General features: G+C 56.2%; 25 protein-coding genes and 1 pseudogene. 20 read left to right on the top strand and 6 right to left on the bottom strand.

Annotated features, from left to right (window positions below; all coding sequences use genetic code 11):
• The first annotated feature begins 38 nt into the window (after window positions 1–38).
• On the top strand, window positions 39–854 hold the full coding sequence (locus M4951_RS03485; protein WP_262025097.1) for an RING finger protein: 816 nt from the start codon (window positions 39–41) through the stop codon (window positions 852–854).
• Here M4951_RS03485 and M4951_RS03480 read toward each other — a convergent pair.
• Entirely contained in the window at window positions 844–1,287 is a 444-nt protein-coding gene (locus M4951_RS03480; RefSeq protein ID WP_262025096.1) for a bis(5'-nucleosyl)-tetraphosphatase, read from the bottom strand. The two genes, M4951_RS03485 and M4951_RS03480, sit on opposite strands and share 11 nt — an antisense overlap.
• A 2-nt stretch (window positions 1,288–1,289) precedes the next feature.
• Window positions 1,290–2,342, bottom strand: a complete 1,053-nt coding sequence (locus tag M4951_RS03475) for a TolB family protein (RefSeq protein ID WP_262025095.1) — start codon at window positions 2,340–2,342, stop codon at window positions 1,290–1,292.
• Between the two features lie 91 nt (window positions 2,343–2,433).
• On the opposite strand from M4951_RS03475, the gene M4951_RS03470 reads away from it, so the two are divergent.
• The 15 genes from M4951_RS03470 to M4951_RS03400 all read left to right on the top strand — a co-directional run bounded on the left by M4951_RS03470 (window position 2,434) and on the right by M4951_RS03400 (window position 17,485).
• Window positions 2,434–2,988, top strand: coding sequence for a cob(I)yrinic acid a,c-diamide adenosyltransferase (locus M4951_RS03470; RefSeq protein ID WP_262025094.1), 555 nt, complete (start codon window positions 2,434–2,436; stop codon window positions 2,986–2,988).
• A gap of 232 nt (window positions 2,989–3,220) precedes the next feature.
• Window positions 3,221–4,666 carry an ammonium transporter gene (locus tag M4951_RS03465; RefSeq protein WP_262025093.1) on the top strand — a complete coding sequence of 482 codons (1,446 nt, stop codon included), beginning with the start codon at window positions 3,221–3,223 and terminating at the stop codon, window positions 4,664–4,666.
• Between the two features lie 78 nt (window positions 4,667–4,744).
• Window positions 4,745–5,083, top strand: coding sequence for a P-II family nitrogen regulator (locus M4951_RS03460; protein ID WP_262025092.1), 339 nt, complete (start codon window positions 4,745–4,747; stop codon window positions 5,081–5,083).
• A gap of 133 nt (window positions 5,084–5,216) precedes the next feature.
• Window positions 5,217–5,777 carry an REP-associated tyrosine transposase gene (locus M4951_RS03455; RefSeq protein WP_262025091.1) on the top strand — a complete coding sequence of 187 codons (561 nt, stop codon included), beginning with the start codon at window positions 5,217–5,219 and terminating at the stop codon, window positions 5,775–5,777.
• Window positions 5,778–6,026: 249 nt separating this feature from the next.
• Complete coding sequence (locus M4951_RS03450) at window positions 6,027–7,094, top strand: hypothetical protein (protein ID WP_262025090.1); 1,068 nt, start codon at window positions 6,027–6,029, stop codon at window positions 7,092–7,094.
• Window positions 7,091–7,750 carry a methyltransferase family protein gene (locus M4951_RS03445; protein WP_262025089.1) on the top strand — a complete coding sequence of 220 codons (660 nt, stop codon included), beginning with the start codon at window positions 7,091–7,093 and terminating at the stop codon, window positions 7,748–7,750. The genes M4951_RS03450 and M4951_RS03445 overlap by 4 nt, the downstream gene beginning before the upstream one ends.
• Before the next feature lie 499 nt (window positions 7,751–8,249).
• Window positions 8,250–9,401 carry an FG-GAP repeat domain-containing protein gene (locus M4951_RS03440; RefSeq protein WP_262025088.1) on the top strand — a complete coding sequence of 384 codons (1,152 nt, stop codon included), beginning with the start codon at window positions 8,250–8,252 and terminating at the stop codon, window positions 9,399–9,401.
• Window positions 9,402–9,965: 564 nt separating this feature from the next.
• Window positions 9,966–10,952, top strand: coding sequence for a DUF1559 domain-containing protein (locus M4951_RS03435; RefSeq protein ID WP_262025087.1), 987 nt, complete (start codon window positions 9,966–9,968; stop codon window positions 10,950–10,952).
• Between the two features lie 41 nt (window positions 10,953–10,993).
• Window positions 10,994–11,455 carry a hypothetical protein gene (locus M4951_RS03430; RefSeq protein WP_262025086.1) on the top strand — a complete coding sequence of 154 codons (462 nt, stop codon included), beginning with the start codon at window positions 10,994–10,996 and terminating at the stop codon, window positions 11,453–11,455.
• A 138-nt stretch (window positions 11,456–11,593) separates the two neighbouring features.
• Entirely contained in the window at window positions 11,594–12,568 is a 975-nt protein-coding gene (locus M4951_RS03425; protein ID WP_262025085.1) for a DUF1559 domain-containing protein, read from the top strand.
• Window positions 12,569–12,659: 91 nt separating this feature from the next.
• Window positions 12,660–13,577, top strand: coding sequence for a DUF1559 domain-containing protein (locus M4951_RS03420; RefSeq protein WP_262025084.1), 918 nt, complete (start codon window positions 12,660–12,662; stop codon window positions 13,575–13,577).
• A gap of 1 nt (window position 13,578) precedes the next feature.
• Window positions 13,579–14,007, top strand: coding sequence for a carboxypeptidase-like regulatory domain-containing protein (locus tag M4951_RS03415; protein ID WP_262025083.1), 429 nt, complete (start codon window positions 13,579–13,581; stop codon window positions 14,005–14,007).
• A gap of 157 nt (window positions 14,008–14,164) precedes the next feature.
• A complete protein-coding gene (locus M4951_RS03410; protein ID WP_262025082.1) occupies window positions 14,165–15,529 on the top strand; it encodes an alkaline phosphatase D family protein in 1,365 nt (454 codons plus the stop codon).
• Between the two features lie 416 nt (window positions 15,530–15,945).
• Complete coding sequence (locus M4951_RS03405) at window positions 15,946–16,881, top strand: DUF1559 domain-containing protein (protein WP_262025081.1); 936 nt, start codon at window positions 15,946–15,948, stop codon at window positions 16,879–16,881.
• A 190-nt stretch (window positions 16,882–17,071) separates the two neighbouring features.
• Entirely contained in the window at window positions 17,072–17,485 is a 414-nt protein-coding gene (locus tag M4951_RS03400) for a hypothetical protein (RefSeq protein WP_262025080.1), read from the top strand.
• Between the two features lie 36 nt (window positions 17,486–17,521).
• On the opposite strand, the gene M4951_RS03395 is transcribed toward M4951_RS03400, so the two are convergent.
• Together M4951_RS03395 and M4951_RS03390 are read right to left on the bottom strand one after the other, a co-directional pair.
• The gene (locus tag M4951_RS03395; RefSeq protein WP_262025079.1) at window positions 17,522–18,505 is read right to left on the bottom strand and encodes a tetratricopeptide repeat protein; all 984 of its coding nucleotides are present in this window, start codon (window positions 18,503–18,505) and stop codon (window positions 17,522–17,524) included.
• An 85-nt stretch (window positions 18,506–18,590) separates the two neighbouring features.
• Window positions 18,591–19,436 carry a hypothetical protein gene (locus tag M4951_RS03390; RefSeq protein WP_262025078.1) on the bottom strand — a complete coding sequence of 282 codons (846 nt, stop codon included), beginning with the start codon at window positions 19,434–19,436 and terminating at the stop codon, window positions 18,591–18,593.
• Window positions 19,437–19,569: 133 nt separating this feature from the next.
• Here M4951_RS03390 and mnmG point away from each other — a divergent pair, with 133 nt between their 5' ends.
• A complete protein-coding gene (gene mnmG / locus M4951_RS03385) occupies window positions 19,570–21,402 on the top strand; it encodes a tRNA uridine-5-carboxymethylaminomethyl(34) synthesis enzyme MnmG (protein ID WP_262025077.1) in 1,833 nt (610 codons plus the stop codon).
• 40 nt (window positions 21,403–21,442) lie between these two features.
• Here mnmG and M4951_RS25615 read toward each other — a convergent pair.
• Window positions 21,443–21,619 (bottom strand): annotated as a pseudogene (locus M4951_RS25615) (type II toxin-antitoxin system RelE/ParE family toxin); the annotation flags it as partial.
• A gap of 144 nt (window positions 21,620–21,763) precedes the next feature.
• Window positions 21,764–22,192, bottom strand: coding sequence for a type II toxin-antitoxin system ParD family antitoxin (locus M4951_RS03380; protein ID WP_262025076.1), 429 nt, complete (start codon window positions 22,190–22,192; stop codon window positions 21,764–21,766).
• 461 nt (window positions 22,193–22,653) lie between these two features.
• Between M4951_RS03380 and M4951_RS03375 the strand changes: the two genes are divergently transcribed.
• The 3 genes from M4951_RS03375 (at window position 22,654) to M4951_RS03365 (ending at window position 25,804) form a co-directional block, all read left to right on the top strand.
• A complete protein-coding gene (locus M4951_RS03375; protein WP_002651125.1) occupies window positions 22,654–23,235 on the top strand; it encodes a response regulator in 582 nt (193 codons plus the stop codon).
• A 113-nt stretch (window positions 23,236–23,348) separates the two neighbouring features.
• On the top strand, window positions 23,349–24,188 hold the full coding sequence (locus tag M4951_RS03370; protein ID WP_262025075.1) for a sensor histidine kinase: 840 nt from the start codon (window positions 23,349–23,351) through the stop codon (window positions 24,186–24,188).
• Window positions 24,188–25,804 (top strand): Na+/H+ antiporter NhaC family protein, encoded by a 1,617-nt coding sequence (locus M4951_RS03365; RefSeq protein WP_262025074.1) that lies wholly within the window; start codon window positions 24,188–24,190, stop codon window positions 25,802–25,804. The genes M4951_RS03370 and M4951_RS03365 overlap by 1 nt, the downstream gene beginning before the upstream one ends.
• The last annotated feature ends 215 nt before the right edge of the window (window positions 25,805–26,019 follow it).

Here is a 26,019-nt window from a genome sequence, read left to right as displayed (position 1 = left end):
GATCGTTCTTTCCTTGCACCACCCAGGAGCGGAATCCAATGACGATCTTCCTACTCATTACCGTCACGACTTTGCTGACGATCGGAGTGTTATGGGCCGTTGGCGTCCGATTTCGCTCAGATCCCATTCAAGCGATGCACGCCATCGCCCAAATGTATGACGGCAAGTTCACGCAGACCAAGAACCCCGAACAAACGGCCGTCTCGTTTGATCTGCACGGGCAACCGGCGATGTTGCGCATCAAACCGCCGGTTGGTTACGCAGGCCGCTATCTGACCGAGTTTCGCACCACCTGGCCTGAGCCGCGACTACGTCTGCAGATTCAGCCGCGCAAAACGTTGCGGCCTGACTTCTTCTATGACGAGTCGCCGACGATTGAGTCGGGCGACGTTGACTTTGACGCGAAGTATCGGTTGTACGCCGAACAGCCCGAGACTGCTCGCAACCTGATCGCGGCTCAACTTTTTTCCGCCCTCGACGAGCTGAATCATCTGACTCGCCCTGGCGCGGCCTACGTCGAAATCCATGACGGTTTTCTCTTCGTCACGCTAGAGAAGACCTTCGGCTATGCCGAGCAGCTGGAAGTCCTGGTCGCCTGGTGCTGCGAGATTCGCATCCCCTCAACGACGATCACGCCCAACGATGAACAAGCGCAGTCGGCTGCGAACGAGACCAAGGTTCCGGATACGATGCGAACCATCTGCAACGCGTGCGGCGACGTCGTGAAAGAAGATGGCGTCTCCTGCACCGATTGCGGCGCGATCTATCATCGCCGCTGTTGGGATCCGAAAGTTGGTTGCGTGCTTTACTCGTGCGAAGGCACGAAGGCGACCGAAGCGTCGCTTACGAACTAACGTGTTGTGCGACCGCAGCCAACAGCGGATCAATCGTCTGCTGTTGGATCACGTGCGGAGGATTCCAAGCGAACCACTCTGATCCCTGATGCTCGGTCAGCTTCAGTGGGACATCGTTGGTCAAGGTCGCCAAAAAGTAGACGGTGGTTTTTAACGCCGTCACGCCGCCGAGTCGTTTTTTGTAGTTCACCACATACTGCAACGAGAAGCGAAAGTTGGGATCGACCTGAATATCTTGCGACGTGATCCCGGTCTCTTCTTCCAACTCACGCAAGGCGCAGGTCATTTCCTCTTCGCCGGGATCGACATGCCCTTTGGGCAAGTCCCAGCGATCCTTGTGCCGCATCAGCAGGAACGACTTAATGGGATTCCCTTTGACGATCAAAAAGCCGCATGCCTTCGTCTCTGGCAAGTCGGCGTTTTCATCCTGCATCTCTATTGCTCTTCCTGCGGAAATTTGAAATCGGCGATGAACAGTTGACTGCTGTGATCATCGGTTCGCGTGCTGGTCCACATCAACTGTTTTCCATCGGGTGAGAAGACCGGCAACACGTCGGCCGCGGCGGAATCGGTAATGCGCCAGATCTTCCCCGGCTTGATCGCATCAGCCGTTTCTTCGTACTTCATCAGCCATAAGTCATAGTTCGGACGCCCCGGCTGCGAATGATCGGCGCCGGCCCAAATGATGTACGGCTCGGTCGGGTGCCAATAGGGCGCCCAGTTCACGCCGACATTATCGGTCAGCGCCGTCTCGTGCTGGCCATCGACGCCGATCACGTAGATCTGCAAAAAGCCTTCTTCTTTGCGATCGCTACGAAAGACGATCCACTTGCCGTTGGGAGAAATGAACGGTCCCCCGTCGTATCCTTTGGCGTCGGTCAGCTGTTTCTGATTCGACCCGTCGGCATCCATGATGTAGATGTCAGGATCGCCGTCGCGATCGCTGCAGAAGGCGATCTTGGTTCCGTCTTGGTTGTAGGCGCCTTCGGCGTCGTACCCTTTTTCGGTCGTCAACGGCGTTAGTTCGCCCGACTTCAAGTCTTTGGCGAAGATGTCGGTATACGGATCAAAATCCCAAGAGTAGCGCCGACGCGTCCCCGACTTGCGATCCGCTTCTTGTTGGGCGATTTCCGCTTTTTCGGTTTCAGTCATCATTGGATCAAGATGGCTGCTCGCGAACATGATCTGCTTCGCGTCGGGCGAAAAGTAGGCGCAAGTGGTCCGCCCTCGTCCGGTGCTGATCAACGTCGGCTCGCCGCCGGCCAGAGGCTGCGTGTAAATTTGGTAGAATGGGTACTGCGGTGGAACGGCTTGATAGACAATCGTCTCGCCGTCCGGCGAAAAATAGCCTTCGCCTGCTTTGACCATGCCGCTGGTCACCTGACGAACATTCGAGAGAAAATTACTTTCGATCGAAGCCGGCTCTTCCGCCAAACAGAAGGTCGTCGCCGTCAGGGCCAATACCAAACATCCGCTGATCCAACGCATAAGGCTAACCTCGCAGGGGTCAAGTTGCGTGCCGTGGGTCGATAACTTTGTTCTTTCATTATAGTAGCCTGGCAGGCCTGGATTCGATGCCATGAAGATTTATACGAAAACCGGCGATAACGGCGAAACCGGGCTCTATCGGGGCGGTCGCGTTCGCAAAGATGACCGCCGAATCGTCGCGATCGGCGATATTGACGAGCTGAACGCGCTGCTGGGGCTCGTGCTCTCCCTGGCCGCTTCGCCCGAAATCGCCGAGCCGATCAGTTTCATCCAAAACGATTTGTTCGCATTGGGAGCGCAGATCGCGTCGCCAGACCCGGCGGCTGCCGGTACGACGCTGCTCAACGATGACAGCATTACGCGGCTTGAACAAACGATCGATCTGGCCCAGTCGCATCTGACCCCGCTAACGGCCTTTATTCTGCCAGGCGGTTCGACCCTCGGCGCCCATCTGCATCAAGCCAGAGCCGTTTGTCGCCGATCCGAACGCCATCTGGTGACGCTCTTCGATGGGAAATACGACGCATCGGCACAAGTAGCCCTGCGCTACGTCAATCGCCTGGCGGACTTGCTGTTCGTACTGGCTCGGTGGTCAAACCAACTATCCGGACATCACGAAACCGAGTGGCATCCCGCTGGTACGTGAGCAGAATTTTTCTCGCTTGTACTTATTCCACCCTTTACACGGCGTGAGGGGAGAAATAGCTTGGGTAGCTTCAAGTTGGAAAAGCCGCATAGGCACGGCTGCGCTTCACGGCGCACCGGCGACGATTTCGACTTCCTGATGGAAAACGGTGTGATCTACGATCCTGGCGGACGTTAGGCGGCGCACCATTTTTCCCAATCATGGCCCAGGCACTCATTTACGAGGTACTTCGATGCGCACGCATGTTCGCAGCGCGCTAAGCCTATGCGCGCTTCTGTTGATTCTGACATCCGCGGTCGCGGTTTTCGCCCAAGAGGGTTCGCCGGTTCCCGATGACCTGCCGGTCGGCTCGCCCGATGTGGCGGAGATGATTGAGCAAGACGCCGCTGCCGGAGAAGGTCTCGATACCGGCGACAATGCCTGGATGTTGATGAGCAGTGCGCTGGTGCTGTTGATGACGGCGCCCGGCCTGGCGATGTTCTACAGCGGCTTGGTTCGGCGCAAAAATGTGCTGAGCGTGATGATGCAGTGCATGTTTCTGATGGGGCTGATGACGGTCGTCTGGGCGCTCTGGGGCTATTCGCTGTCGTTCGGCGGATCCGATCCCTATTTCGGCAACGCCGACTACTTATTTATGAACAACGTGCAATCGCACTACGACGTCGGCGCGAGCCAGATCGTCACCCCGATGGAAGGCACCATCCCGCGCTATACGCACATGCTGTTTCAAGGGATGTTCTTTATCATCACGCCGGCTTTGATCTGCGGCGCCTTCGCCGAGCGGATGAAGTTCAGCAGCATGGCCCTCTTCTCGGTGCTGTGGGGAACTTTCGTCTATTGCCCGCTGTGTCACTGGGTCTGGGACGAAGGAATATTGTTCTACGGCGGCGAGTCGGCCATCGCCGGGGGCGCACTCGACTTTGCCGGCGGCACAGTCGTGCATATTAGCTCGGGAGTTTCGGCGCTGATGTGTGCGTTATTGATCGGCAATCGGCTCGGTTTTGGTAATGACGACATGCGTCCGCATAACTTGACCTACACGACGCTGGGCGCCGGACTGCTCTGGTTTGGCTGGTTCGGCTTCAACGCCGGCAGCGCCTTGTCGGCCAATAGCCTGGCCGCCAACGCTTTTGCGGTAACCCACTTCTCGGCTGCCGCCGGAGCGGTCGCCTGGGCGGCGATGGAATGGATCAACCACGGCAAGGCGAGCGTGCTCGGCTGCGCGTCAGGCGCCGTCGCCGGACTGGTTTGCATCACGCCGGCCGCCGGATTTGTGCTGCCGATGCCAGCACTTGCGATGGGCGCGCTGGCTGGGATCATTTGCTACTACGCCGTCATCCACCTGAAGCACAAGCTGCACTATGACGACTCGCTAGACGCGTTTGGCGTGCACGGAGTTGGCGGAACTTTGGGCGCTATTTTGACCGGCGTTTTCGCCACGCGAAATGTTTTCGGCGGAGCTGAAGGCCAGCCGATTGGTTTGTACGAAGGGGGCGGAATTTCGCTTCTGATCGGCCAAATCACGGCCGTAGGGATCACCATCCTCTTTTCGGTTGTCGTGACCTTCCTGCTGCTGAAGCTGATCGACTTCACGATTGGTCTGCGCGTACCGCAAGAAAACGAGATTCGCGGGCTCGACTTGGCCGAACATGGGGAAGAGGGCTATATCTTCAATTAGCCCCTCTTTTTAGACTAGAGAGAGAGACGCGCCCGGCCAAGTTACGCCGGGCGCCCGCTTGCAGGAGATGGGATCGATATGAAAAAAGTGGAAGCGATTATTCGGCACCACAAGATGGAAGATGTCAAAACGGCGCTCAATGACATGGGCGTTCACGGCATGACCGTCAGTGAAGTGCAAGGTTACGGCCGCCAAAAAGGGCACACCGAGAACTACCGCGGCGCCGAGTATTCGGTCGACTTTGTGCCCAAGCACAAAATCGAGATTATCTGCAGCGACGGAAATCTGCAGCTGGTCATCGACACGATTTTGAAGTCGGCGCAAACCGGCCAGATCGGTGACGGAAAGCTGTTTATCTACGACGTCAAACAGGCGATCCGCATTCGTACCGGCGAAATGGGGGAAGACGCCGTTTGACTGGACGACACGCAGTCTTAGTCAAAGTAGGGTCCGCTGTGCGGACCATCCGCCCCGCCAAATTGCTTGCAAGTTTTAGAGCGCTTCCCTGGTCCGCACAGCGGACCCTACGCCTGATGCGAGTAAGGCCGCCATGCCGAACTACCGTCGCGCCTATGTGCCTGGAGGTCTCTACTTCTTTACCTTGAAGACGGAACGCAATGCCCCAATTTTCCAAAAGGAATGGGCCGCCAAATTACTAGGCGAGATCTTTCGCGAAGCCAAACGACTCCGCCCCTTCGAGACCAATGCGGCTGTCTTGCTGCCTGACCACTTGCATGCAATCTGGTCACTCCCCTCCGGTGACGCCGATTACTCCACGCGATGGGCATGGATTAAGAAAGAATTTACCATTCGGTACCTAGCTGCCGGAGGCAAGGAACGGCCCGTCTCCGATTCACGCCATCGAAACAGACGACGCGGAGTTTGGCAGCGGCGATTTTGGGAACATACGATCGAGAGCGAAGCGGACTATGACGCCCATTTCGACTACCTTCATTGGAATCCAGTGAAGCATGGCTACGTGAAGTGCCCGAAATATTGGAAGTTTTCCACCTTCCATCGCTGGGTCGAAGCCGGCGTTTATCCTTTGAACTGGGGATGCGGACTGCATGCTCCGCCAACGTTCGCCAATATTGCAACCACCGGCGAATGATCGGCGTGGGGTCCGCCGTGCGGACCATCCGTCCCGCCAGATTTCTTGCAAGTTTTTCGCGCTTCCCTGGTCCGCACAGCGGACCCTACATCTTCTCCGCAGAATAACAATCCGGATAATCCTCACCATCGTTTTCACCCCTAAGAACCGAAGGTGAATTAAAGCGACATCCGCGTCTTTTCGCCTTCCCTCTCGGCAACGGCAACCTACGTTTTCTCGTACTGCAGGTCCCCGTTGGAATGAGTAAAAATGAGCACTGCCGCCCTAACCGACAGCGCCGTAGCGGACGTACGATACGGTTGGCTTCGTAACGCCAAGTTTGATATGACGCTGATTTTCGGCGTCGCGATCTTAGCTTTGGCCACCGGCGCGATCGTGACCGTTCGTCCTGAATGGTTTCCGATCATTCTCATTCTTGACCTGTGGCTGCTCGGCTATCACCATGTTGTCGCGACGTTCACGCGTCTCGCTTTCGACGCCGATAGTGCTCGCGAGCATCGTCGACTACTCACCGTTTTGCCTTGGGTCGTCTTGGCGGCGACCGCCGTGATCGGACTGACCTTTGGCATCTGGGCGCTGGCGACCATCTATCTCTATTGGCAATGGTTTCACTACACGCGCCAGAGCTATGGAATCTCCCGATTTTATAGCCGGAAAGCCGGCGGTCAGTTGCCGATCGACGAGCGACTGACTACGTGGTCTCTCTATCTGGTTCCGCTGTGGGGAATCCTTTATCGCTCGTATCAAGCTTCACCGCGATTTCTCGGCTCTGAAGTGATGTACCTGCCCACCCCTTACTGGCTGGTCGTCGCGTCGGGCGTCGTCGCGCTGGGCGTGACCGCGGTCTGGCTGGTTCGCCAAGCGATCGCCTGGCGTGAAGGGAAGACCTCGCTGGGCTTGGTGCTCTATATGTTTACGCACCTGACGATTTTTACCGTGGGCTATGTGCTGGTGCGAGACATCGATCACGGCTGGCTGGTGCTGAACGTCTGGCACAACGCCCAGTACATCCTGATTGTCTGGATGTTCAACGCGAATCGCTTCAAGCAAGGAACCGACCCCAAAAACATGCTGCTCTCGGCGATTAGCCAGACGCATCCGTTTAACGTCGTCTGTTATTTCGTCGTCTGCTTGGGACTGACGAGCTTGGTGTACGGCGTGATCTACATGCTGACCAACTTAAGCATCATCGCTGCGATCCCGGTAGTCGCGATGGTAATTTACCAAACCATTAATTTTCACCATTACGTTGTCGACGGCCTGATCTGGAAAGCTCGCAAGAAGAAGGTTCAGGAAACGATGGAGATTGCCCAGTGAACACCAACGCTACAACAACCTCATTTTCACCGCTGGAAGCCGATCTGCCCCGATTCAAGCGTCTCGTTTGGGAGATGTGCACCAACGTCGTGTTGGCCGCATTTTTCTTTCGCTTCGCCTGGATCCAGGGAGAAGCGTTCTTCACCTGGTACCGCTTGAGCACCTTGCTGCTGTTGGTGAAAGTCTCGAGCGACGTCTTCTTCTACTTGATCCGCAAACCGCCAGAGAAAGTGTCGATGTCGCTGTACGACTGGACCGTCGCGATCATGGGAACCTATGCGGTGATCCTGTTCATGCCGGCCGGCGCTAGCCATGACACGCTGTTTGGGCAGATCGTGCAATGCGTCGGCCTCGGCTTGCAGATCTTCGCCATGGCGTCGCTCAATCGCAGCATCGGCGTGGTCGCGGCCAATCGCGGGATCAAAACCGGCGGCATGTATCGCTGGGTTCGGCATCCGCTCTACCTAAGCTATGTCGTCGCTTTCGGCGGCTACCTGATCAATCAATTCAGCTACTGGAACGCCGCCGTCTACTGCGGCGCCGTGTTGCTATGGATGCTGCGAATCATGGCCGAAGAACGACTGCTAACGCAGGACGAAAGCTATCGCGAATACGCAACACGCGTCCGCTGGAAGATGATCCCGGGCCTGGTCTAGTAAAGCCCACAGACGTTAACGCGCCTCACGATACGAGGCGCGTTCGGCGCAACTCCGTCGCTTGCTGCGCCGAACGCCCCCCCCTTCTCTTCTCCGGCAATAATCGCCCTGGCGATGTCTTCTACCGGTTGCCTGTCGATAACTCGGCCTTCTCCCTCTCTCGAAGCGAATCAATCGATTTCTGAAGACCATCCCAGGGGGAACAACGAAGGTCTAAATCGCTTTGCTTCGATCGTAAAAGCAGGCCGCTTCGCCCCCTGATGGGGCTGTGAAATTTCAACAATTACGTTCGCAAAAGCTCATGGACTCCCCCTTACGCCCCTTGCTAGGGTGGATAAACAAACTCAACCAAACCCGCAATTATCCCGCCGGAGGAAAAAGAGAACGCCATTTTGCATGGACTCAAAGCCGGAATTCACACGCCGATCCGACGCTGCGCAGCGTCGACTATCTGCAATCGAATCGCTCCCTTCTTCTACTTCCCATCAAAGGCCCAGCAATGCCCCATCGCCCCCTTTTTGCTTGCTTCTTGCTACTCTTCGCCCTGCCGTTGATGCTGCGCGCCGAAGACAAAATCAGCTTCCAGAAACAACAGCTCGACTCAAAGTTCCGCAGCGAAGGCGTCGCGGCAGGCGATTTTAATCGCGACGGCAAGCTTGATATCGCCGCCGGCGGAGCTTGGTACGAAGCCCCCGACTGGAAGATGCATTCGATCATCCCCAAAGCGATCGAGTTCGATCCCCAAAAATACAGCGTCTCGTTTTGCAACTTCGCCGAAGACGTCAATCACGATGGCTGGGTCGATTTGATCGTGGTTGATTTTCCTGGCAAGCAGACCTGGTGGTTTGAAAATCCGGGCAAAAACGGAGGCCCTTGGCCGCGTCATGAAGCGGTGCATGTCACCAACAACGAAAGCCCCGATTACGTGGACGTCGACGGCGATGGTAAACGCGAGTTGATTCTCGGCTTCGAACCGGGCAACAAGATCGGCTACGCGCAACCAGGCGACGACCCCGGCGCACCATGGAAGCTAACCGCCGTCTCCCAAAAAGACGCACCCGGCACGCAGCGATTTTCTCATGGCATTGGCCTGGGCGATATCAACAACGACGGTCGCGACGACATCCTGGTGAATGAAGGCTGGTGGGAAGCGCCGGAAGATCGCAGCCAAGCGGCTTGGGAATTTCACCCCGCCAACTTTGGCGAAGCTTGCTCGCACATGTACGTCTACGACTTTGACGACGATGGAGATAACGACGTCATCAGCGCCAGCGCCCATAAACATGGCGTCTGGTGGTATGAAAATACTCCGGAAGGCTTCCAGCGGCATGTTATCGACAAAACATTTTCGCAAACGCACGCTGCGCGATTCATCGATATCAATGGCGACGGCTTGCCCGACTTCGTTACCGGCAAACGCTTCTGGGCACATGGCGGTCACGATCCATCCGGCAACGAGCCGGCCGTCGTCGTCTGGTATGAACTAACGAGAAAAGAAGGGAAACCGGTGTGGACGCCCCACATTATCGACAGCAACAGCGGCGTCGGCACCCAGTTTGAAGTGATTGACATGAACGATGACGGTCTGCTGGATGTGATCACCGCCAACAAGCAAGGCGTTTTCTACTTCGAGCAACAACGCAAACCTTAAGAGTACGCCGCTTCAATCGCGATGCTTCTCCGGCGATTGAACGAGCGAATCACGATGTTACACGAATTTCGTCGATGGCCCTTGGCCATCGACGATGGCGGGGGCTAGCTGATATCCCTTCCAGGAATCGGAAGCCTATCCTTATCTCCGACGCAAACTCTGCTTTCGGCCGCGTTCCATTTCTGGGCATCAGGACCAACAAAACACTCACTATTCACCTACTAAAAAAGCATCTTCCACATTTCTACCGCGCATCCATGTGCATAACTCCTGATCCTTATTTAGACGTCTCCTCCATTCTGGGATCGCACATCTTCAATGCACTCGATCCAACACTCCCAAAAAAATTCAAGAATAAATAAATAGGCTACAACATTTTGTTGATTTATCCCCCCTCGACAGATACGCTATACAAACCAGATGTACTGGAACGAAAAAACCATTCATTTAGATCATCAATAGAAATGTCCTATCCCTAAACCACCCAATTACACCGAACGCTAAATAGAATATCCCCCTGAATGTTTTATGCAATATTTCTATTCCGTTATTTTAAGGTGAACCATGTCTGCTCCCGTCCGCAGTCTCCCGACAAGACTTCGCCATCCTGGCTTTACGCTGGTTGAATTGCTGGTGGTGATCGCCATCATCGGCGTCCTGATCGCGTTGCTCTTACCAGCGGTGCAACAAGCGCGCGAAGCGGCTCGTCGCATGCAATGCACCAACAACATGAAGCAACTTGGTTTGGCGTTGCACAACTTTCATGACACCTATGGTCAATTTCCTGCAGGCGGAGAAATCAACGGCGACGAAGCCTGCATTAGTAGCGTAGGCAGCGCTAAATCGAGCGCGCGAGTGCCGTGGACCGTTCGCATTTTGCCGTATCTTGAGCAAGACAATCTCTACAGTCAATTTGATATCACCGCCCAATTTCCTTGGGGCTGGGATGACACCTATACGATCGGCGACCCTGACCAAGGCGCTTTAAACCAGAATGCTTCTCGTCAAGTTCTCACGGCTTACCAATGCCCCTCGAATCCCTTATCTGATAGCTCTAAGCCGGTGCTGGATTACCTGGGCGTCATGGGCGGGGGGACGGAATCGTCCGCGGACAAAGCATGCTCGTTCAACGGCTTTGGAGGTTCGCTTATTTATGACAATGGAATCCTCTTTTGCGACAGCAAAACTGGCTTTCGCGACATTACCGATGGAACAACCAACTGCTTTATGGTGGGCGAATCGATCTACTTTAAAGGGCCCAATAGCGATGACGAAACCTTCACTTGGGCCTCGGGATGGTGCGGCGGCAAGAGCGCTCCCAGCGGCTGCGCCACGGTAAGAGCGATCAACTCTGGCCCCGATGTGCTGCAAGAGACAGAAGTCGACCTATGGGCTGATTCCACCGGAACCTTCGGCAGCAATCATCCCGGCGGCGCAATTTTCCTGATGGGTGACGCCTCGGCGCAATTCGTGACAGAAACGATCGCGATCAATCTCTATCGTCAATTGGGACAACGTAGCGACAGCTTGCCGATAAGCGGGCTGCCTTAATTTCATCGTTTCTCGTCCCTTTTGAACTCTGGAGTTTTCTCATGATTTCTCGAATACGACAAACGGCGGCATGGGGCGTTCTCGTTACGGCCAGCGGATTGCTGCTTACCGGTTGCAGTTCGCAACCCCCTCTTGCCCCCGTACAAGGCGTCGTTACCTATGAGGGCAAACCGGTATCGCTTGGCCGCTTAATGTTCGCTCCCATCTCGGAGACGGATCCCGCCCATCCAGGCAAGCCGGCTTACAGCAAAGTAGCGACAGATGGCACTTACTCGCTGAAAACATACAAGGCGGACGACGGAGCCCTCGTCGGCCCCCACCTTGTTGAATTTGAACCGGGTGGCGAACCAGCAGGCGAATACCGCGACGGCAAAGAGTATGCCCCTACCGCCGAAACCATCCAAGAATGGCGCCAACTCAGAGGCTTGGTCCCTCAGTCAAAGAACGTCATCGTGGTGGCAGGAAAAACCAACATCATAGACATCGAATTAGTGAAACCGTAAGAGCGACTTTCCTCGACTGGCAGCTCGCCGCCGGCCTAATAAATTGAGAATCTCATCAGGCAGCGGCGCGTTCGGTGAAGAGCCGTTTCGAGTAAAAACATCCTTTCATTTCTTCTCCATTACCTCATGGGTGCAGCAATGCTTTTTTACTTCAATTCACCCTCACCACAATATTGGCGACGAGGCTTCACGCTGGTCGAATTATTGGTGGTGATTGCGATCATCGGCGTCTTAATCGCGTTATTGCTGCCGGCCGTGCAACAAGCGCGCGAAGCGGCTCGCCGAATGGAATGTACCAACAACCAGAAACAGATCGGCTTGGCGCTGCATAACTTTCATGACACCCACGGGCAATTTCCTTCGGGGGGCGAAATCGACGGCGATGACGCATGCAGCGGTTCAAAATCAAGAGCTCGCGCTCCATGGACGGTTCGGATCTTGCCGTATATGGAACAAAACAGTCTGTACGAACAGTTCGACCTGACGGAAAAATTTCCGTGGGGCTGGGACGACGCCTACGAGACCCCTGATCCCGATCAGGGGGCGGTCAATCAAGGTCCGGCGATTCAGGTTATCACCGCATATCACTGCCCCTCGAATCCCTTATCCGACAACTCCACGCCTGTCTTAGATTATTTGGGCGTGATGGGAGGCGGTACCGAAGCGTCCGAGTACAAAGCATGCTCGAGCAGCGGTTTCGGCGGATCGCTGATTTACAATAACGGCATTCTCTATAGCGACAGCAAAACCGGATTCCGCGATATCATCGACGGAACGACCAATAGCTTTATGGTGGGCGAATCGATTTACTTCAAAGGCCCCAACAGCGACGACGAAACGTTTAGCTGGGCATCTGGATGGGTCGGCGGTAAGAGCGCTCCTAGCGGATGCGCAACCGTCCGAGGCATCAACTCGGGCCCTGATGTCTTACATGAAACCGAGGTCGATCTCTGGGCCGATTCGACAGGAACCTTTGGAAGCGTCCACCCAGGCGGAGCCCTCTTTCTGCTGGGAGACGCCTCCGTGCAGTTTGTGCCCGAAACGATCGAAATCAACATCTATCGCCAACTTGGCATTCGAAACGATGCGCTGCCGGTGGGCGGCTTGCCTTAATTGCGGAGCCTAGCGCACTTCTCAACCTTAGCCGCTCGAGCTCCCTTTCATGGCGCCATTAATTTTGATTTCCTCATTTCATAGGTGCATTATGCTCTACATTTTCAATTCACCATCACCACGAAATCGACGACTTGGCTTTACACTGGTTGAATTGCTGGTGGTGATCGCCATCATCGGCGTCCTGATCGCATTATTGCTTCCGGCCGTGCAACAAGCGCGGGAAGCGGCGCGTCGGATGCAATGCACGAACAACCAAAAACAACTCGGCTTAGCGTTGCACAACTATCACGATGTCAACCGATCCTTCCCCGCGGGATTTCATAACCGCAACGGCTGGAGCTGGTGCACGTTCCTACTGCCATACGTCGAGCAGAATGCGATGTACGATCAGCTCAGCGTCACGACTTCACGCATGGACTTTAGCGACAGCAACATTCTGTCGGGCGCACAAACGAAAATCACCGATTTCCGCTGCCCTTCCGACTCTGCGCCCGATCTGAATGACTACCTGACGCCCAAAGGGAGCGACGACTCGCGGCCAGAGGTCGCGTTGGCCAACTATGTCGGCAGCATGGGACCTGACAACGCGGCGGTGACCGACTCGCCGGGGAATGGTATTTTCTGGGCGCTAAGCTACATCAAAATGCGCGATATCCTTGACGGGACGAGCAATACGTTTCTCTTGGGCGAGCGAAACTACTTCGTCAACAAGGGCTCCCTATGGGTTGGCGTGACCCATTCCAGCACAGGCAGCTCTGACAAAAAAATGACGCTGGCCTCTGTGAGAACCAGCGACGGCGCCTTGAACGACCCAACCAACGTAAAGTGTTTTAGCAGCCTGCACCCCGGCGGGGCGCTGTTTACCTTCTGCGACGGGTCGGTCCAATTCATTCCCGAAACGATCGACGCCGCCTACGACTATACGAACTCTTCTGGTACGCAGACGATCAGCACCTACCAACGCCTAGGATGCCGCAACGACGGCGTGCCGATAGGATCCTATTAACATGAATATGTTCTCCTATTTCAACCATTCGACGCCGTCGCATCGGCTGTGGGTCAGCGTCTTTTTGGGGCTGATGGTTTGGACTGGCTGCGGCGGCGCCTCTTACGACGTCGCCCCGGTAACCGGCCAGGCCATGTTAGACGGAAAGCCCCTGCCAGCGGCGTGCGTCCGGTTCCTTCCTCAGGTTGCAGGCCGCCCTGCGTCCGCGATCACCGATCAAGAAGGACGCTATGAATTGCGTTACACGGTAGATAGCTACGGCGCACCGCCAGGAACCTACCGCGTCGAAATCACGACCGGCGGGTTATCGGCGGACGAAAGTCGCCACATCAAGGAACTCGTTCCTGCCGAGTACAACGAGAAAACCGAACTCCTCGTCGAAGTCAAAAGCGAGCCGAACGTGATCGATTTTGACTTGCAGAGCAAGTGATTTCGGCGATCGCTGAGTCGTCCTCTGCCGGCGTACGGCGAAGCATTTCCCCGTCGCCAGGCCGGCAATAGACGAACTCAAACGCCAAATCATCCCACCTGAAAATCTCTCCCGGCGATAACGCCTCCCTGACTCGGAATAGAAAGCTTCGTTTGTCATGAAACGCCGTTCGTCACTCAAATTGATCGCTTTTGGACTACCGCTGACGGTCGCTTCGACCAGCTTTGCCGGCGCTCCAGGCGGTCCCTTCTTCGGCTGCGGCGTCAAAGTCGGCGAAGCGACCTCCGACAGCGCGGTCTTGTGGACGCGGCTTTGTTCGGTCGACCAGGGCGACAAGGCGTTTCAATTGCCGGGCGTCGCAGGAAAGGTGCGCGTCAAATACGCCCCGGCCGATCAGCCTGAAAAAACGCAAGCGACCGCTTGGAAACCGGCGCTCGCCAAACACGACTACACGGTTCAATGTGCGTTGACCAACTTGTCGCCCGGTACGAAGTACGCCTATGTGGTGGAAGCCGAAGCGGATGGCCGAACCAACGCGACCGACGGCACGTTTCAGACGGCGCCAGAGTCGGGGTCGACCGAACCGATTCGTTTCGTCGTCACGACTTGTCACGCCTATGAAACGATGGACGTGCCGGGCCGCGGCGTGAAGATCTACCCGTCGATGCTGCGTCTGGAGCCGCAGTTTTTTGTCCATACCGGCGACAACGTCTACTACGATCGAGACGTGCCGCCGCTGGCGACCAACGCCGGTCTCGCGCGACTCCACTGGCACCGGATGGCCAATCTGCCGCTGCACCGTCAGTTTCATCGCAACATCGCCAGTTATTTCATCAAAGACGACCACGATGTTTTGAAAGATGACGCCTGGCCAGGACAGAAGTACCACGATCTAACCTTCGAGGAAGGTCAAGCGATCATGCTTGAGCAGACCCCGCACGGCGAACTGCCGTATCGCACGGTTCGCTGGGGCAAGGATCTGCAGATTTGGCTGATGGAGGGACGCGATTTTCGCGATCCCAACCGCAAACAGGACGGGCCCGACAAGTCGATCTGGGGCGACGAGCAGTGGAACTGGCTGCAAGAGACGGTCGACGCGTCGGACGCGACGTTTCACGTGCTCATCAGCCCCACGCCGATCGTGGGACCAGACCGTCCGAAAGGGAAACGTGACAACCATTCCAACGCCGCCTGGCGAAACGAAGGGGACCGCGTGCGGCAGTTTATCGGGGATCGAAAAAACATGTTCGTGATCTGCGGCGATCGGCATTGGCAGTTCTTCTCCATCGATTCAGAAACCAAGGTACGCGAGTTTGGCTGTGGCCCCAGCACCGACCAGCACGCCGGCGGCTGGGACCCCAACAACGTCTTGCCCGAGCATCAGTTCCTCCGCGTTCAAGGCGGTTTCCTGAGCGTCGAGACGAGCCGACTGGAAACGAACGCGCCGCGGATCACCTTTCGCCATCATGACGTCGATGGAGAGGTCGTTCACGAAGCGAAATTCCTAACCGAGGAAACATGATCACAGTCAAGTTAGATGTTTTGAAGTTGCGTTATTTAGCCAAACCACATCCGATTGGTCCGGATTGCTCTGCTAGCGGAGCCAACCATGCAAATAACATAACACCAAAGCATCAATACAGGGTGATGCGTCTAGATGCGCATATTCCCCAACGTGTCTCGCCAACGAAAAAAAACGGGGGCAACTTCGATCAAAAATCGCAATAATATGTTGTTTTTTGCCGTTTTTCCTGATACCCTGCTTTTATAAAATCAAACTCTCCGTGCTACACAGCGGGCAATCTACCAACATATTGGATGGTCCCGCAGAGAGGAGAAATCTTGGCGCCAAGCATTGGCCTTGGTATCGAGCAAACTTCCTAGATCATGAATCTCCCATATCTTATTCTCCCTTCTATTACCATTCAGAGGTAAATCATGCGACATATCAATCTGATCACTCCGCCGACAAAGCCGCGGCGAGGCTTTACGTTGGTCGAACTACTGGTGGTGATCGCTATCATCGGCGTTCTGATCGCGTTGCTCTTACCGGCCGTGCAACAAGCGCGCGAAGCGGCTCGTCGCATGCAATGCATCAACAATCTGAAACAGATCGGGTTGGCGATGCACAACTATCATGACACGTACAACAGCCTGCCGCCGGGCTGGCTGCGACGCGGCGACACGAATGATCCGCAATACGGCTGGGGGACGAATCTCTTGCCGCAAATCGAGCAAGGAGCGCTCTATGATCAACTCTCTCCCGGCGAAATTCGCCTGAGAGAGCGATATACTTCTTCGGCGACCGATACCGATAAAGCGCTGCTGCAAACAGTGATTAAGGGATATCGCTGCCCGAGTGATGTGACCGGCGATCTCAACGATCGCGTCGATTTTGGCGTGAACGATCATTTTGACATCGCCACGTCCAACTACGTCTGCAATCTGGGCTACGACGCGGTAACCAACTCCACGGCTGGCGACGGCATGTTTTACGGCAGTAGTTACTTAGGTCTTCGCGACGTTCTCGACGGCACCAGCAATACGCTGCTGGTCGGTGAGCGTGACGGCGGTCCTTCGTATTCCGACCCTGACTATCCCTTTGGCGCAGCGGTCTGGGCCGGCGTCGGCCGAAGCGGCAGCGGTTCAGAAAACGGCGTCAGCCGAACCGGAGCTCGGGTTGGATTTATTATCAACCATGATTACGGAGATAGCGTCAACCGCGGAAAAGGGATGTCTAGCTTACACCCCGGCGGTATCAACATCCTTCTCTGCGACGCCTCGGCTCGTTTTCTGACGGAAACTGCCGATCGCACCAACGTGGTCATTCCGCTGGGGAAACGTGCCGACGGAACTGTATTTGAACTTCCCTAATGCTGGTTGTTCGTGAATCGTTCTCAGAGCGGCTCCTAAAGCGTGTTCGTCCCTAGTGATGAGCACGCTTTCGAGTCACTTCTACCCACTTTAATGATTTCACAATTCGAGGCGAAGGCGTGTGACGACGAACGTCGCCATGGGACTTGGCTCTCGCTTCTACCCATCTAAATGTCGAATGAGATGAGTAATGATTGAGAAAACCATTTTTACTCGCTGCTTACGCGGGATCCTTGTCACTCTGACTGCTTCCACTCTTGGCTGCTTCGCAGGTGGAACCGGCGAAGTAAGCGGCGTCGTCACCGTTAACGGTGAGTCGGTGGCAGGCTTGGAAGTGATGTTTTCCTCAGAGGACGGCACGCTGGGAACTGCGGTCGGTTACACGCAAGCAGACGGGAGCTACGTGTTACGTCAAGGCCGCAGCCAGCAAGGCGTCAGAATAGGCGCCTACAAAGTGACGATCCGTCCTGGCGAAGACACGGAAGCGGCGACCAGAAAAAACCTGCGATTGCCGGCCGAAGTTAGCTCCGATGAGAAAACGAATTTGCTTGAAAAGGTTACATCCGGCAGTAATCAGATCGACTTTGATTTGACTTCGCCGTAACGAGCCAGAAGAAAACAAAGCGCACTTCGCAAGCGATTACTCCTCTTCCTCTTCACAAAACTCACGCAGCTGCTGCGCCGCTTCCCAACGCCGATCCTCTTCGTCGGCGACGGTGAAGTACAACTCCAAGGTTTCGCGGGCAGCGTCCATCTGCTGACAGAGACATAGCGCTCGGGCCTTGCCGTAGAGCGCCGGCACAAACGTCGAACTGCGCGTAAGCGCCGTCTCAAACGAAATGACCGCTTCCGGAAATTGCCCCAGTCGCATCAGGCACTCGCCGCGATTGCTCCACGCTTCGGGAAAATTGGCGCCGAGTCGCACCGCCTGATCGATGTCGGCGATCGCTTCCTCAAACCGCTCCAGTTGCGTGAGAATCGTCGCTCGTTCAATCAACAGCGGCGGAAAAGGAGGATCGCTCTGGCACTGGTCAAGCAAGCTCAAGCCGCGTTCCGGCTCTCCCAGTTCCGCGACGCAGATTCCTCGACCGGCCAATGCGGCTCGGCTTTGCGGGTTCAACTCGAGCGCTTTTTCATAGCACTCGATCGCTTCGGCGAATTCGCGCAATGCTCGGAGACAATTTCCCCGGTTCGCCCACGCGTCCACATCATTCGGCGCCAATCGGATCGCCGCGTCATAGCATGGTATCGCTTCTTCGGCTCGGCCAAGATTATCTAGCACGACCCCTTGGTTGATCCAACCATCGGCATTGTCTGGCTCCAGTTCGGTCACCGACTGAAAACACTCCAGGGCGCGTTCTCCTTCACCCATGTCGCGAAAACAGTTGCCCAGATCGAACAAGATCAACGCAGCGTAGGCGGGGGCATATTGCAGCGCCTGCAGATAACAGTGGGCGGCGTCGCGGACGCGCCCCGATTCGCTCATCACGCAGCCTTTGGCGAACCATGCCTGACCATGCTTCGGTTCCAAGCCAAGTGCATGCTCCAGATGCTCCAGAGCTTCATCCCGCTTCCCTTGGTCCAAAAGGGCAAGGCCCGCATCAACCGCTTGCTGAGCATCCATAGATCGCCTTACCCACGCGCAATGAAAAATAACGACTCAAAGATAGCAGGATAAGGATGGTGCAGCAATCGTTAAGCAGAATCCCTTACTTCAGCTGCGGAACAACCCCCTGAAGGAACCTCGCGAGACGATCGCTGGCCTTCATTGCGGTTTCGCGCAGTCGCCACATATCCTGCACGCTCGCAGGTCGATTGATGATCGCGGCGGCCGCAGCGCCAATCATTTTGGCCGTGCTGGTCTGCTCGACAAGCCGCTCCAGGTTCTTGGGCAACTCGTCATCGACGGCGTCCGTAATCACGCGGACTGACAGGAAACGGGTCTTCTGCTCCGCACACGCGTCCGCCGTCGCATAGGTCTCCATATCGACCGCGAGCGCCGCATGGGCTTCTCCCAATTGTCGCTTCTGGTCAGGCGTACGAATGATCTTGTCGACCGTCAACAAACGCCCGACGTGCAGCCCTGGTTGGCTGGCCGCTTGCTCGGCGGTCATTGAGAACGGAATCACCAACTCTTCCCGCTCGGCTCGGACCACCGCGTTGGCCATCACCACTTGCCCTTTTTTCACCGGCTCGGCCAATCCGCCGGCAAAGCCGCACGAGACGATCCACTGCGGTTTCCGCAGCGCGATGTATTGCTGCGTCGTTTGTCGTGCTTTTTTGCCCCCGACTCCGGTTTCGACCAGCGCAATCAACCGACCGTCCAACAGGCCGAGATGTTCGACAAAGTCGGGATGCTGGATCGTTTCGGGGGTTTCCAGCAAGTCGTATAGCCCGCCTGATTCGATCCCCAGCGCGAAGAAACAAGCGACTTCGAGCGTCTCCGGCGCGTGGATCGGCTCCCCTTCTCCGGCGACATGGGCCTTCAGTTTCTCTTGAATCAGGCCGCGTCCCTGGTTTTGAACCCAATTGCCGACCAGCCACCGCAACAGCATGAAATTCTCGTTCGCTCGAAATAGGAATTGGGGGGAAGCGGACAAACCGCGGCAGGGCGAACCTGTTGCGACATGCCCTCTCCAGCTAAAATAACCCGTTTCGCGGCTGCGACCTATCGTAAACTGGGCAACGATGACCGAAATCATCTATCACTACGACGTCTTGATCATCGGCGCCGGCCATGCCGGAACCGAAGCGGCGCTGGCCGCTGCGCGGCTAGGCGCCAAAACGGCGCTGCTGACGACCAATCTCGACACCGTCGCCCAAATGAGCTGTAACCCGGCGATCGGCGGCGTCGCCAAAGGGCAGATTGTCCGCGAAGTCGACGCGTTGGGGGGCGCCATGGGTCGCGCGATTGACGAGACCGGCATCCAGTTTCGTCTGCTCAATCGCCGCAAAGGCCCGGCGATGCATGGTCCGCGCGCCCAAGCCGATAAGAAAGCGTACCAGAACCTGGTCAAGCTGCTGGTCGAAGACCAGCCGAACCTTTCGCTGCGGCAAGAGATCGTCGCCGATCTGCTGACCGCAGAAGTCGATGGTCGCCAGCAAGTGACCGGCGTCCTGGTTCACGGCGGCGTGATCTATCGCGCTCCGCGCGTCGTGCTGACGACCGGCACGTTCCTCTCGGCGATCATGCATACCGGCGAAGCGAAGACGCCTGGCGGTCGCGGCGGTGAAGGAACCTCTTCCGGCATCAGCCAGGCGTTGAAGCGACTTCAGTTTCGCGTCGAGCGTTTCAAGACCGGCACGCCGGCTCGATTGAACGCCAACACCATTGACTACGCCGCCGTTGAAGTGCAGCCGGGCGATGACCAGCCGCAACCGTTCTCGTATCTGACAGACAACCTGACGCTAGAACAGGTCCCCTGTCACATCACGCACACCAACGAAGCGGTGCATGAGCTGATCCGCGCCAACTTGCATCGAGCGCCGATGTACTCGGGCCAGATCCAAGGAAGCGGGCCCCGCTATTGCCCTTCGATTGAAGACAAGGTCGTTCGATTCAGCGACAAGACGCAGCATCAACTGTTTCTTGAACCAGAAGGTCGCCGCACGCGTGAAGTTTACGTCAACGGCATCTCGACCAGTCTGCCGCGCGACGTCCAAGATGGGATGTTGAAGCTGATCCCCGGCCTGGAGAAGGCCGAGATCATGCGCTACGGCTATGCGGTCGAGTACGATTATTGCTCGCCCGATCAATTGCGTCCGACGCTGGAAACGAAGGATGTCGACGGGCTTTACTTCGCCGGGCAGATCAACGGCACGACCGGATACGAAGAAGCGGCCGCGCAAGGCTTGATCGCCGGAGCGAACGCCGCCCTGGCCGCCGCTGACAAGCCGCCGCTGATCCTCTCACGCGATCAAGCCTATATCGGCGTGCTGATTGACGACCTGGTGACCTGCGGCGTCGACGAGCCGTATCGCATGTTCACCAGCCGCGCCGAGTTCCGCTTGATGCTGCGGCAAGACAACGCCGATCGCCGACTCACGCCGCTGGCTCACGCGTGCGGGATGATCGACAGCGAGCGCTGGAGTCGACTGGAGCAGAAGGAAACCGCGATCACGGCCGCGCGCAAGCTGCTCGACAAAGGGCGCATCGAGGGAGCGTCGCTCGAGAAGTACCTGAAGCGTCCCGAGGCGACTTGGGAGATGATGGTCGCCGCCGAACCCCAGCTCGCCCAGTTCAACTCCGCGGTCGCCGAGCAAGTCACCTACGACATCAAATACGCCGGGTATGTCGTCCGTCAGCAGACCGAGGTCGCGCGACAAAAGCGGCTGGCCGACAAGCGGATCCCCGATACGTTTGACTATAAGGGTCTCTCTCAGATGCGGGCCGAAGCACGCGAGAAATTGGCCAAGCATCGCCCCGGCACGTTGGCCCAAGCCGAGAGAATCAGCGGCATCACGCCGGCCGACATTGCGCTGCTGCTGGTTTATCTGGAAGGGCGGATGCCGGCGGCGTAGAGCTTATTGGGAGATCCCCATTGAATCCTTGGCTACTTGCTCACTCAAGGAGTTCGTCACGACTCGGCATATCCCGAGAACTGTGCCAAATTCGCAAGATCGTAACCTGTTCGTGTTCAATCTGGAAGAAAATTCGGTATTTGTTGCGGCGAACGCCGAACAGCAGTTCACGGATTTCAACGTTCCAATCGATTGTTTCCTCGGCCAACACGCATCGATCCGGATATGCTTCTAACGTACCAAGCTTGCCCTGTAATTGATGAAGCCAGCGACTATTGCCTGTTGATCCTGAAACCAACTCAAGACGGTATCGATGTCGGCTTCCGCCTTGTCGGTTAGAAGAATCCGGAACTCCGCCACACTATGGCTCCGTGTCGGAAATACCGTATTTCTTCGCCAACTTCTTGATCGCTTTACGAGCAGGCTTGACTCGTCCCGCTTTCGCGTCGCTCAGCCCAGCTTGAATCGCATCGCGGACTCTCGCCGCGTCCATTTGCGACTTCCGCTCTCGCAACAAATCGCGAACAAATTCGCTCGGAGTGGCATAGAGCGTGCCGTCGCCACAGTTTTCATCGATGAACGCTCGCAGTTCATCGGTCAAAGATAGATTTAGAGTGTTTGCCATCATGAAACCTCTCTCGTCTTGCCAACATTTATTGTCAATATATGCCATTTGAAGGTCAATCAAATCTGCTTCGCTTTGCGTGAATATCGAGATTCTTTGCTCGCTTTTGATTTTGTATCGCCGTGCGAGTTGCGGTGCTTGCCATGCCTGCTTTTCCCGCGTCATCGGCTGTCTCTCGCCCGAACCGCCTGATCGACGAAACCTACGCGGACGACAGGATTTATGACTTCAAAACGGTACTCTAGACGGATACGTGCTAGCGCTGTCATTGCTGGTCGTCGGACGAGCAGCGGGGCGAAGTTTCTTTGCGACGTATTCTGAACTCGTTTCGCAAGTCCTTAAAAGACAACAGCTTGCGATTCAAAGATCAATCTTGACGCGCCCCTTTTGAACGATATAATTCCGTCAGTTGGCAAATTCGGTAATTTCGGTACAACCGGATGGTCAGCGGAAATAAACGAAACCTGAAGGGTGTGGCAATTACACATCTTTCAAAAAACAAAGCGATCAGCGAGCTTTCAGCTCGATTTACACGGACGAAGGAGCTGCATCACAAGCTCATACACACTGGGCGGGAAGTCTCTTCGGTCCCGTACCGGCTGTGGCTAGGGAGAGGGTGTTATCTGATGAAGACTGTTTTTACGACTGGCGAAGCAGCCAAAATTTGCAAAGTCAGCCAACAAACCATCATTCGATGCTTTGATTCGGGCCAATTGAAAGGATTCCGCGTTCCCGGCAGTCGTTTTCGCCGTATCCCGCGAGATCAACTTTTCAGTTTTATGCGAGAAAATGGCATTCCAACCGATGCGTTGGAAAGCGGTAAACGGAAAGTACTGATCGTCGATGACGACCAAGATCTGGTCGAATTGATGGTTGACGCTTTTGAACGGGACGGTCGTTTCGACATCAAAACCGCCAACAACGGGTTTGACGCCGGAATGCTGGTCAAAGAGTTCCATCCTGACATTGTCGTTCTCGACATTATGCTTCCCGATATCAACGGCAAAGAAGTTTGCCAGCGAGTTCGGGGAGACCGCACGATGGAGGATGTCAAAATCCTCTGTATCAGCGGGATGGTCGAACAAGACAAGGTCGCGGACCTCAAAGAAGCCGGCGCCAATGATTTCATCCAAAAGCCGTTCTCGGTCGAAGCTTTGCTCGACCGCGCATGCGGCATGCTGGATCTGGAATCGGTGACTTCGATGTAGCGCCGCAGTGCCAAGCGAACGCTTTGCACGGGCCGATCACCAAATTCTTCACGCGTATGCCGAGTCTGACTCGGCATACGCGTTTTTGCTAATACGACGATGTTGGCCGCACGATGCTGCAATCCGCCTGCGATGACGATCCGTTGGTCGGCCGTTTGCTCGACGCCGTCTTAGCGGAGCTATCGCCGCAGCTGCGCGAACAAGTGACGCAGCAACTGCAAAACAGCGCCACACTAACGCCCGCCTTGTCGACGCTGTTTCGCGACGCCAAATTGACCGCCGTCAAACAGCTTGCTTACGGCGCTAGTCACGAAATCAACAACCCGCTGGCCAACATCGCCAGCCGGGCCCAATCGCTACTGCTGCACGAAGCCGACCCCGAGCGACGTCGACAGCTAGCGACGATCTACGCTCAAGCGATGCGCGGGCACGCGATGATCGCCGATCTCATGCTCTTTGCACGACCTGCGGCTCCGCAGCGCGCCCCGTTTGACGTGATCACGGCGGTCAACGAAGTGGTGAATTCGCTGGCCGACGTCGCCCAGTTGCAGTCGACTTCCCTTTGCTTTCACGGCCCGGCGTCGCTCACGCTGATCGCCGATCGCGTGCAGATTTCGGCGGCGGTCGCGGCGGCGATTCAGAACAGTCTGGAAGCGGTCGGCGCCGACGGCGAAATCATCGTCAGCGTCACGGCCCAACAAGATCATTGCGCAATCTCGATTGCGGACACCGGACCCGGCGCCCCAGCCGAAGTTCGTAGTCAGGCGTTTGATCCCTTTTATTCGGGACGTGAAGCAGGCCGCGGTCTTGGCTTTGGCCTGACCAAATGCTGGACGATCGCCCAATCCCATCATGGCACGGTTACCTTCCAAAATTACGACAAACATGGGGCGCAGCTCTGCCTGCAAATCCCCTGGAATCTGTCGGCCGAAAGCCATGCGAAAGCGGATTGATGGAACAATACGGTTGGCTCAGCTTACTTCCCCCTTTGACGGCCATTGTGCTGGCGCTGACAACGCGGCGTATTCTCTTATCGCTGCTGATTGGCGTCGCTTTCGGAGCATTGATCTACAATCACGGCCAACCGCTGGCCGCACTGCAAACGTTTTTTGTGGATTACCTGCTGGCCAATCTCTATGACTTTAAAACGCCGGAATTCGTCCACAAAAACTTCGACAAACTAAAAGCGTTTTGCTTTACGCTGGCGATGGGGGCGATGGTCGGCTTGATCACCGTTTCTGGCGGGATGCGAGGACTTGTCGAACGCGTTTTGCCTTGGGCGAGTTCGCGACGCCGCGGACAAGTCTTAATCTCTCTGCTCGGCTTGGCGATCTTTTTTGACGACTACGCCAACATGCTGCTGCTGGGCGGAACAACGCGTCCCTTGGCCGATCGTCTGAAGATCTCGCGCGAAAAGCTCGCTTATTTGATCGATTCGACAGCGGCCCCGGTCGCGGGCATGGCTCTCGTTTCCACCTGGGTAGCGGTTGAAATCCAATACATCGCAAGCGGCGTCGATAGCCTACCGCAAGCGGTGCAAATGGAAGGGATTGAACTCTTTCTGGCGAGCATGCCTTATCGCTTCTATCCGATCTGGGCGCTCTTCTTCGTGTTCTTGATCGCAGGCTTGGAACGTGACTTTGGTCCGATGCTATCCGCCGAACGCAAATGCCTGGATGACAAAGCGGAACGAGATCCCTTGTTCGACGCTCCCACCAATGATGCAGACGTCACCAGCCATTGGCTCAACGCCGCGCTGCCGATCATCACCACGGTTGGCGTCGTCGCCTATTGGCTCTACGCCTCCGGCTTGCAGGCGGTCAACGCCGAGACTCCTCCTTTGGAACCGACGCTGATCAACATTTTCGGGAATGCGTCGCCGTACGACGCGCTCGTGTTCGGCGCATTGTCCGGCATTCTTGTCGCATTGATCATGATTCTCCCGCAGCGAATCATCCCGCTACAATCTCTGGGGTGGGGAATGCTCCAAGGCGCTTGGGCGATGACGCCGGCGCTGGCGATCTTGTGGTTCTCCGGCGCATTGGCGACAACCACCAGCAGCGAGCCGGACGTACCTGGACTGGGAACAGGCGCCTATCTCGCGGAACTCACCCGCGGCTCGATCCCGCTCTGGTTATTGCCGACAGTGACGTTTGCATTGTCCGCAGCGATGGCCTTCTCGACCGGTACAAGTTGGGGAACGATGGCGATCATCATGCCGCTGGCGATTGAGTTAACTTACGGACTGATGACAGGCGACGGACTGACCCTCGAAACTTCACCGCTGCTCTCAGCAGTTGTCGGCACCGTGCTCGCCGGCGCCATCTTTGGCGATCACTGCTCGCCGCTATCTGACACGACGATCTTGTCGTCGCAATCGTGCGGGTGCAATCATATCGCCCACGTGAATACGCAAATGCCTTATGCGCTGACCGTCGGCACAGCTAGCATCGTTTGTGGAACTCTGCCGGTTGCGCTGGGCGCGTCGGTTTGGGTTTGCCATGCGGTTGGCGTCGCAGCGCTCATCGCGGTCGTTTTTTTCCTCGGCAGACGACCAGAATTGAAATAGTTACGCGCGTCACCATCGTTACAAGTGACCAACTTTATGCGTGATAATTTTTTTTCGCGGATCGCTAGCTCGGTGCGATAGCGAGGCCAACATCAAGAGGTCGTTGCCTTTATCGGCGATTGCCCTATTTGATGATTTTGTACGCGTCTGTAGAAAGCAACACGAATTGCTTGCCCGTCGGCATGAACGTTGCACTATGTCACTGTCGACGTGTA

The organism is Blastopirellula sp. J2-11, from assembly GCF_024584705.1.
Lineage (GTDB): Bacteria > Planctomycetota > Planctomycetia > Pirellulales > Pirellulaceae > Blastopirellula.
This window is presented reverse-complemented; position numbering and strand designations above follow the sequence as displayed.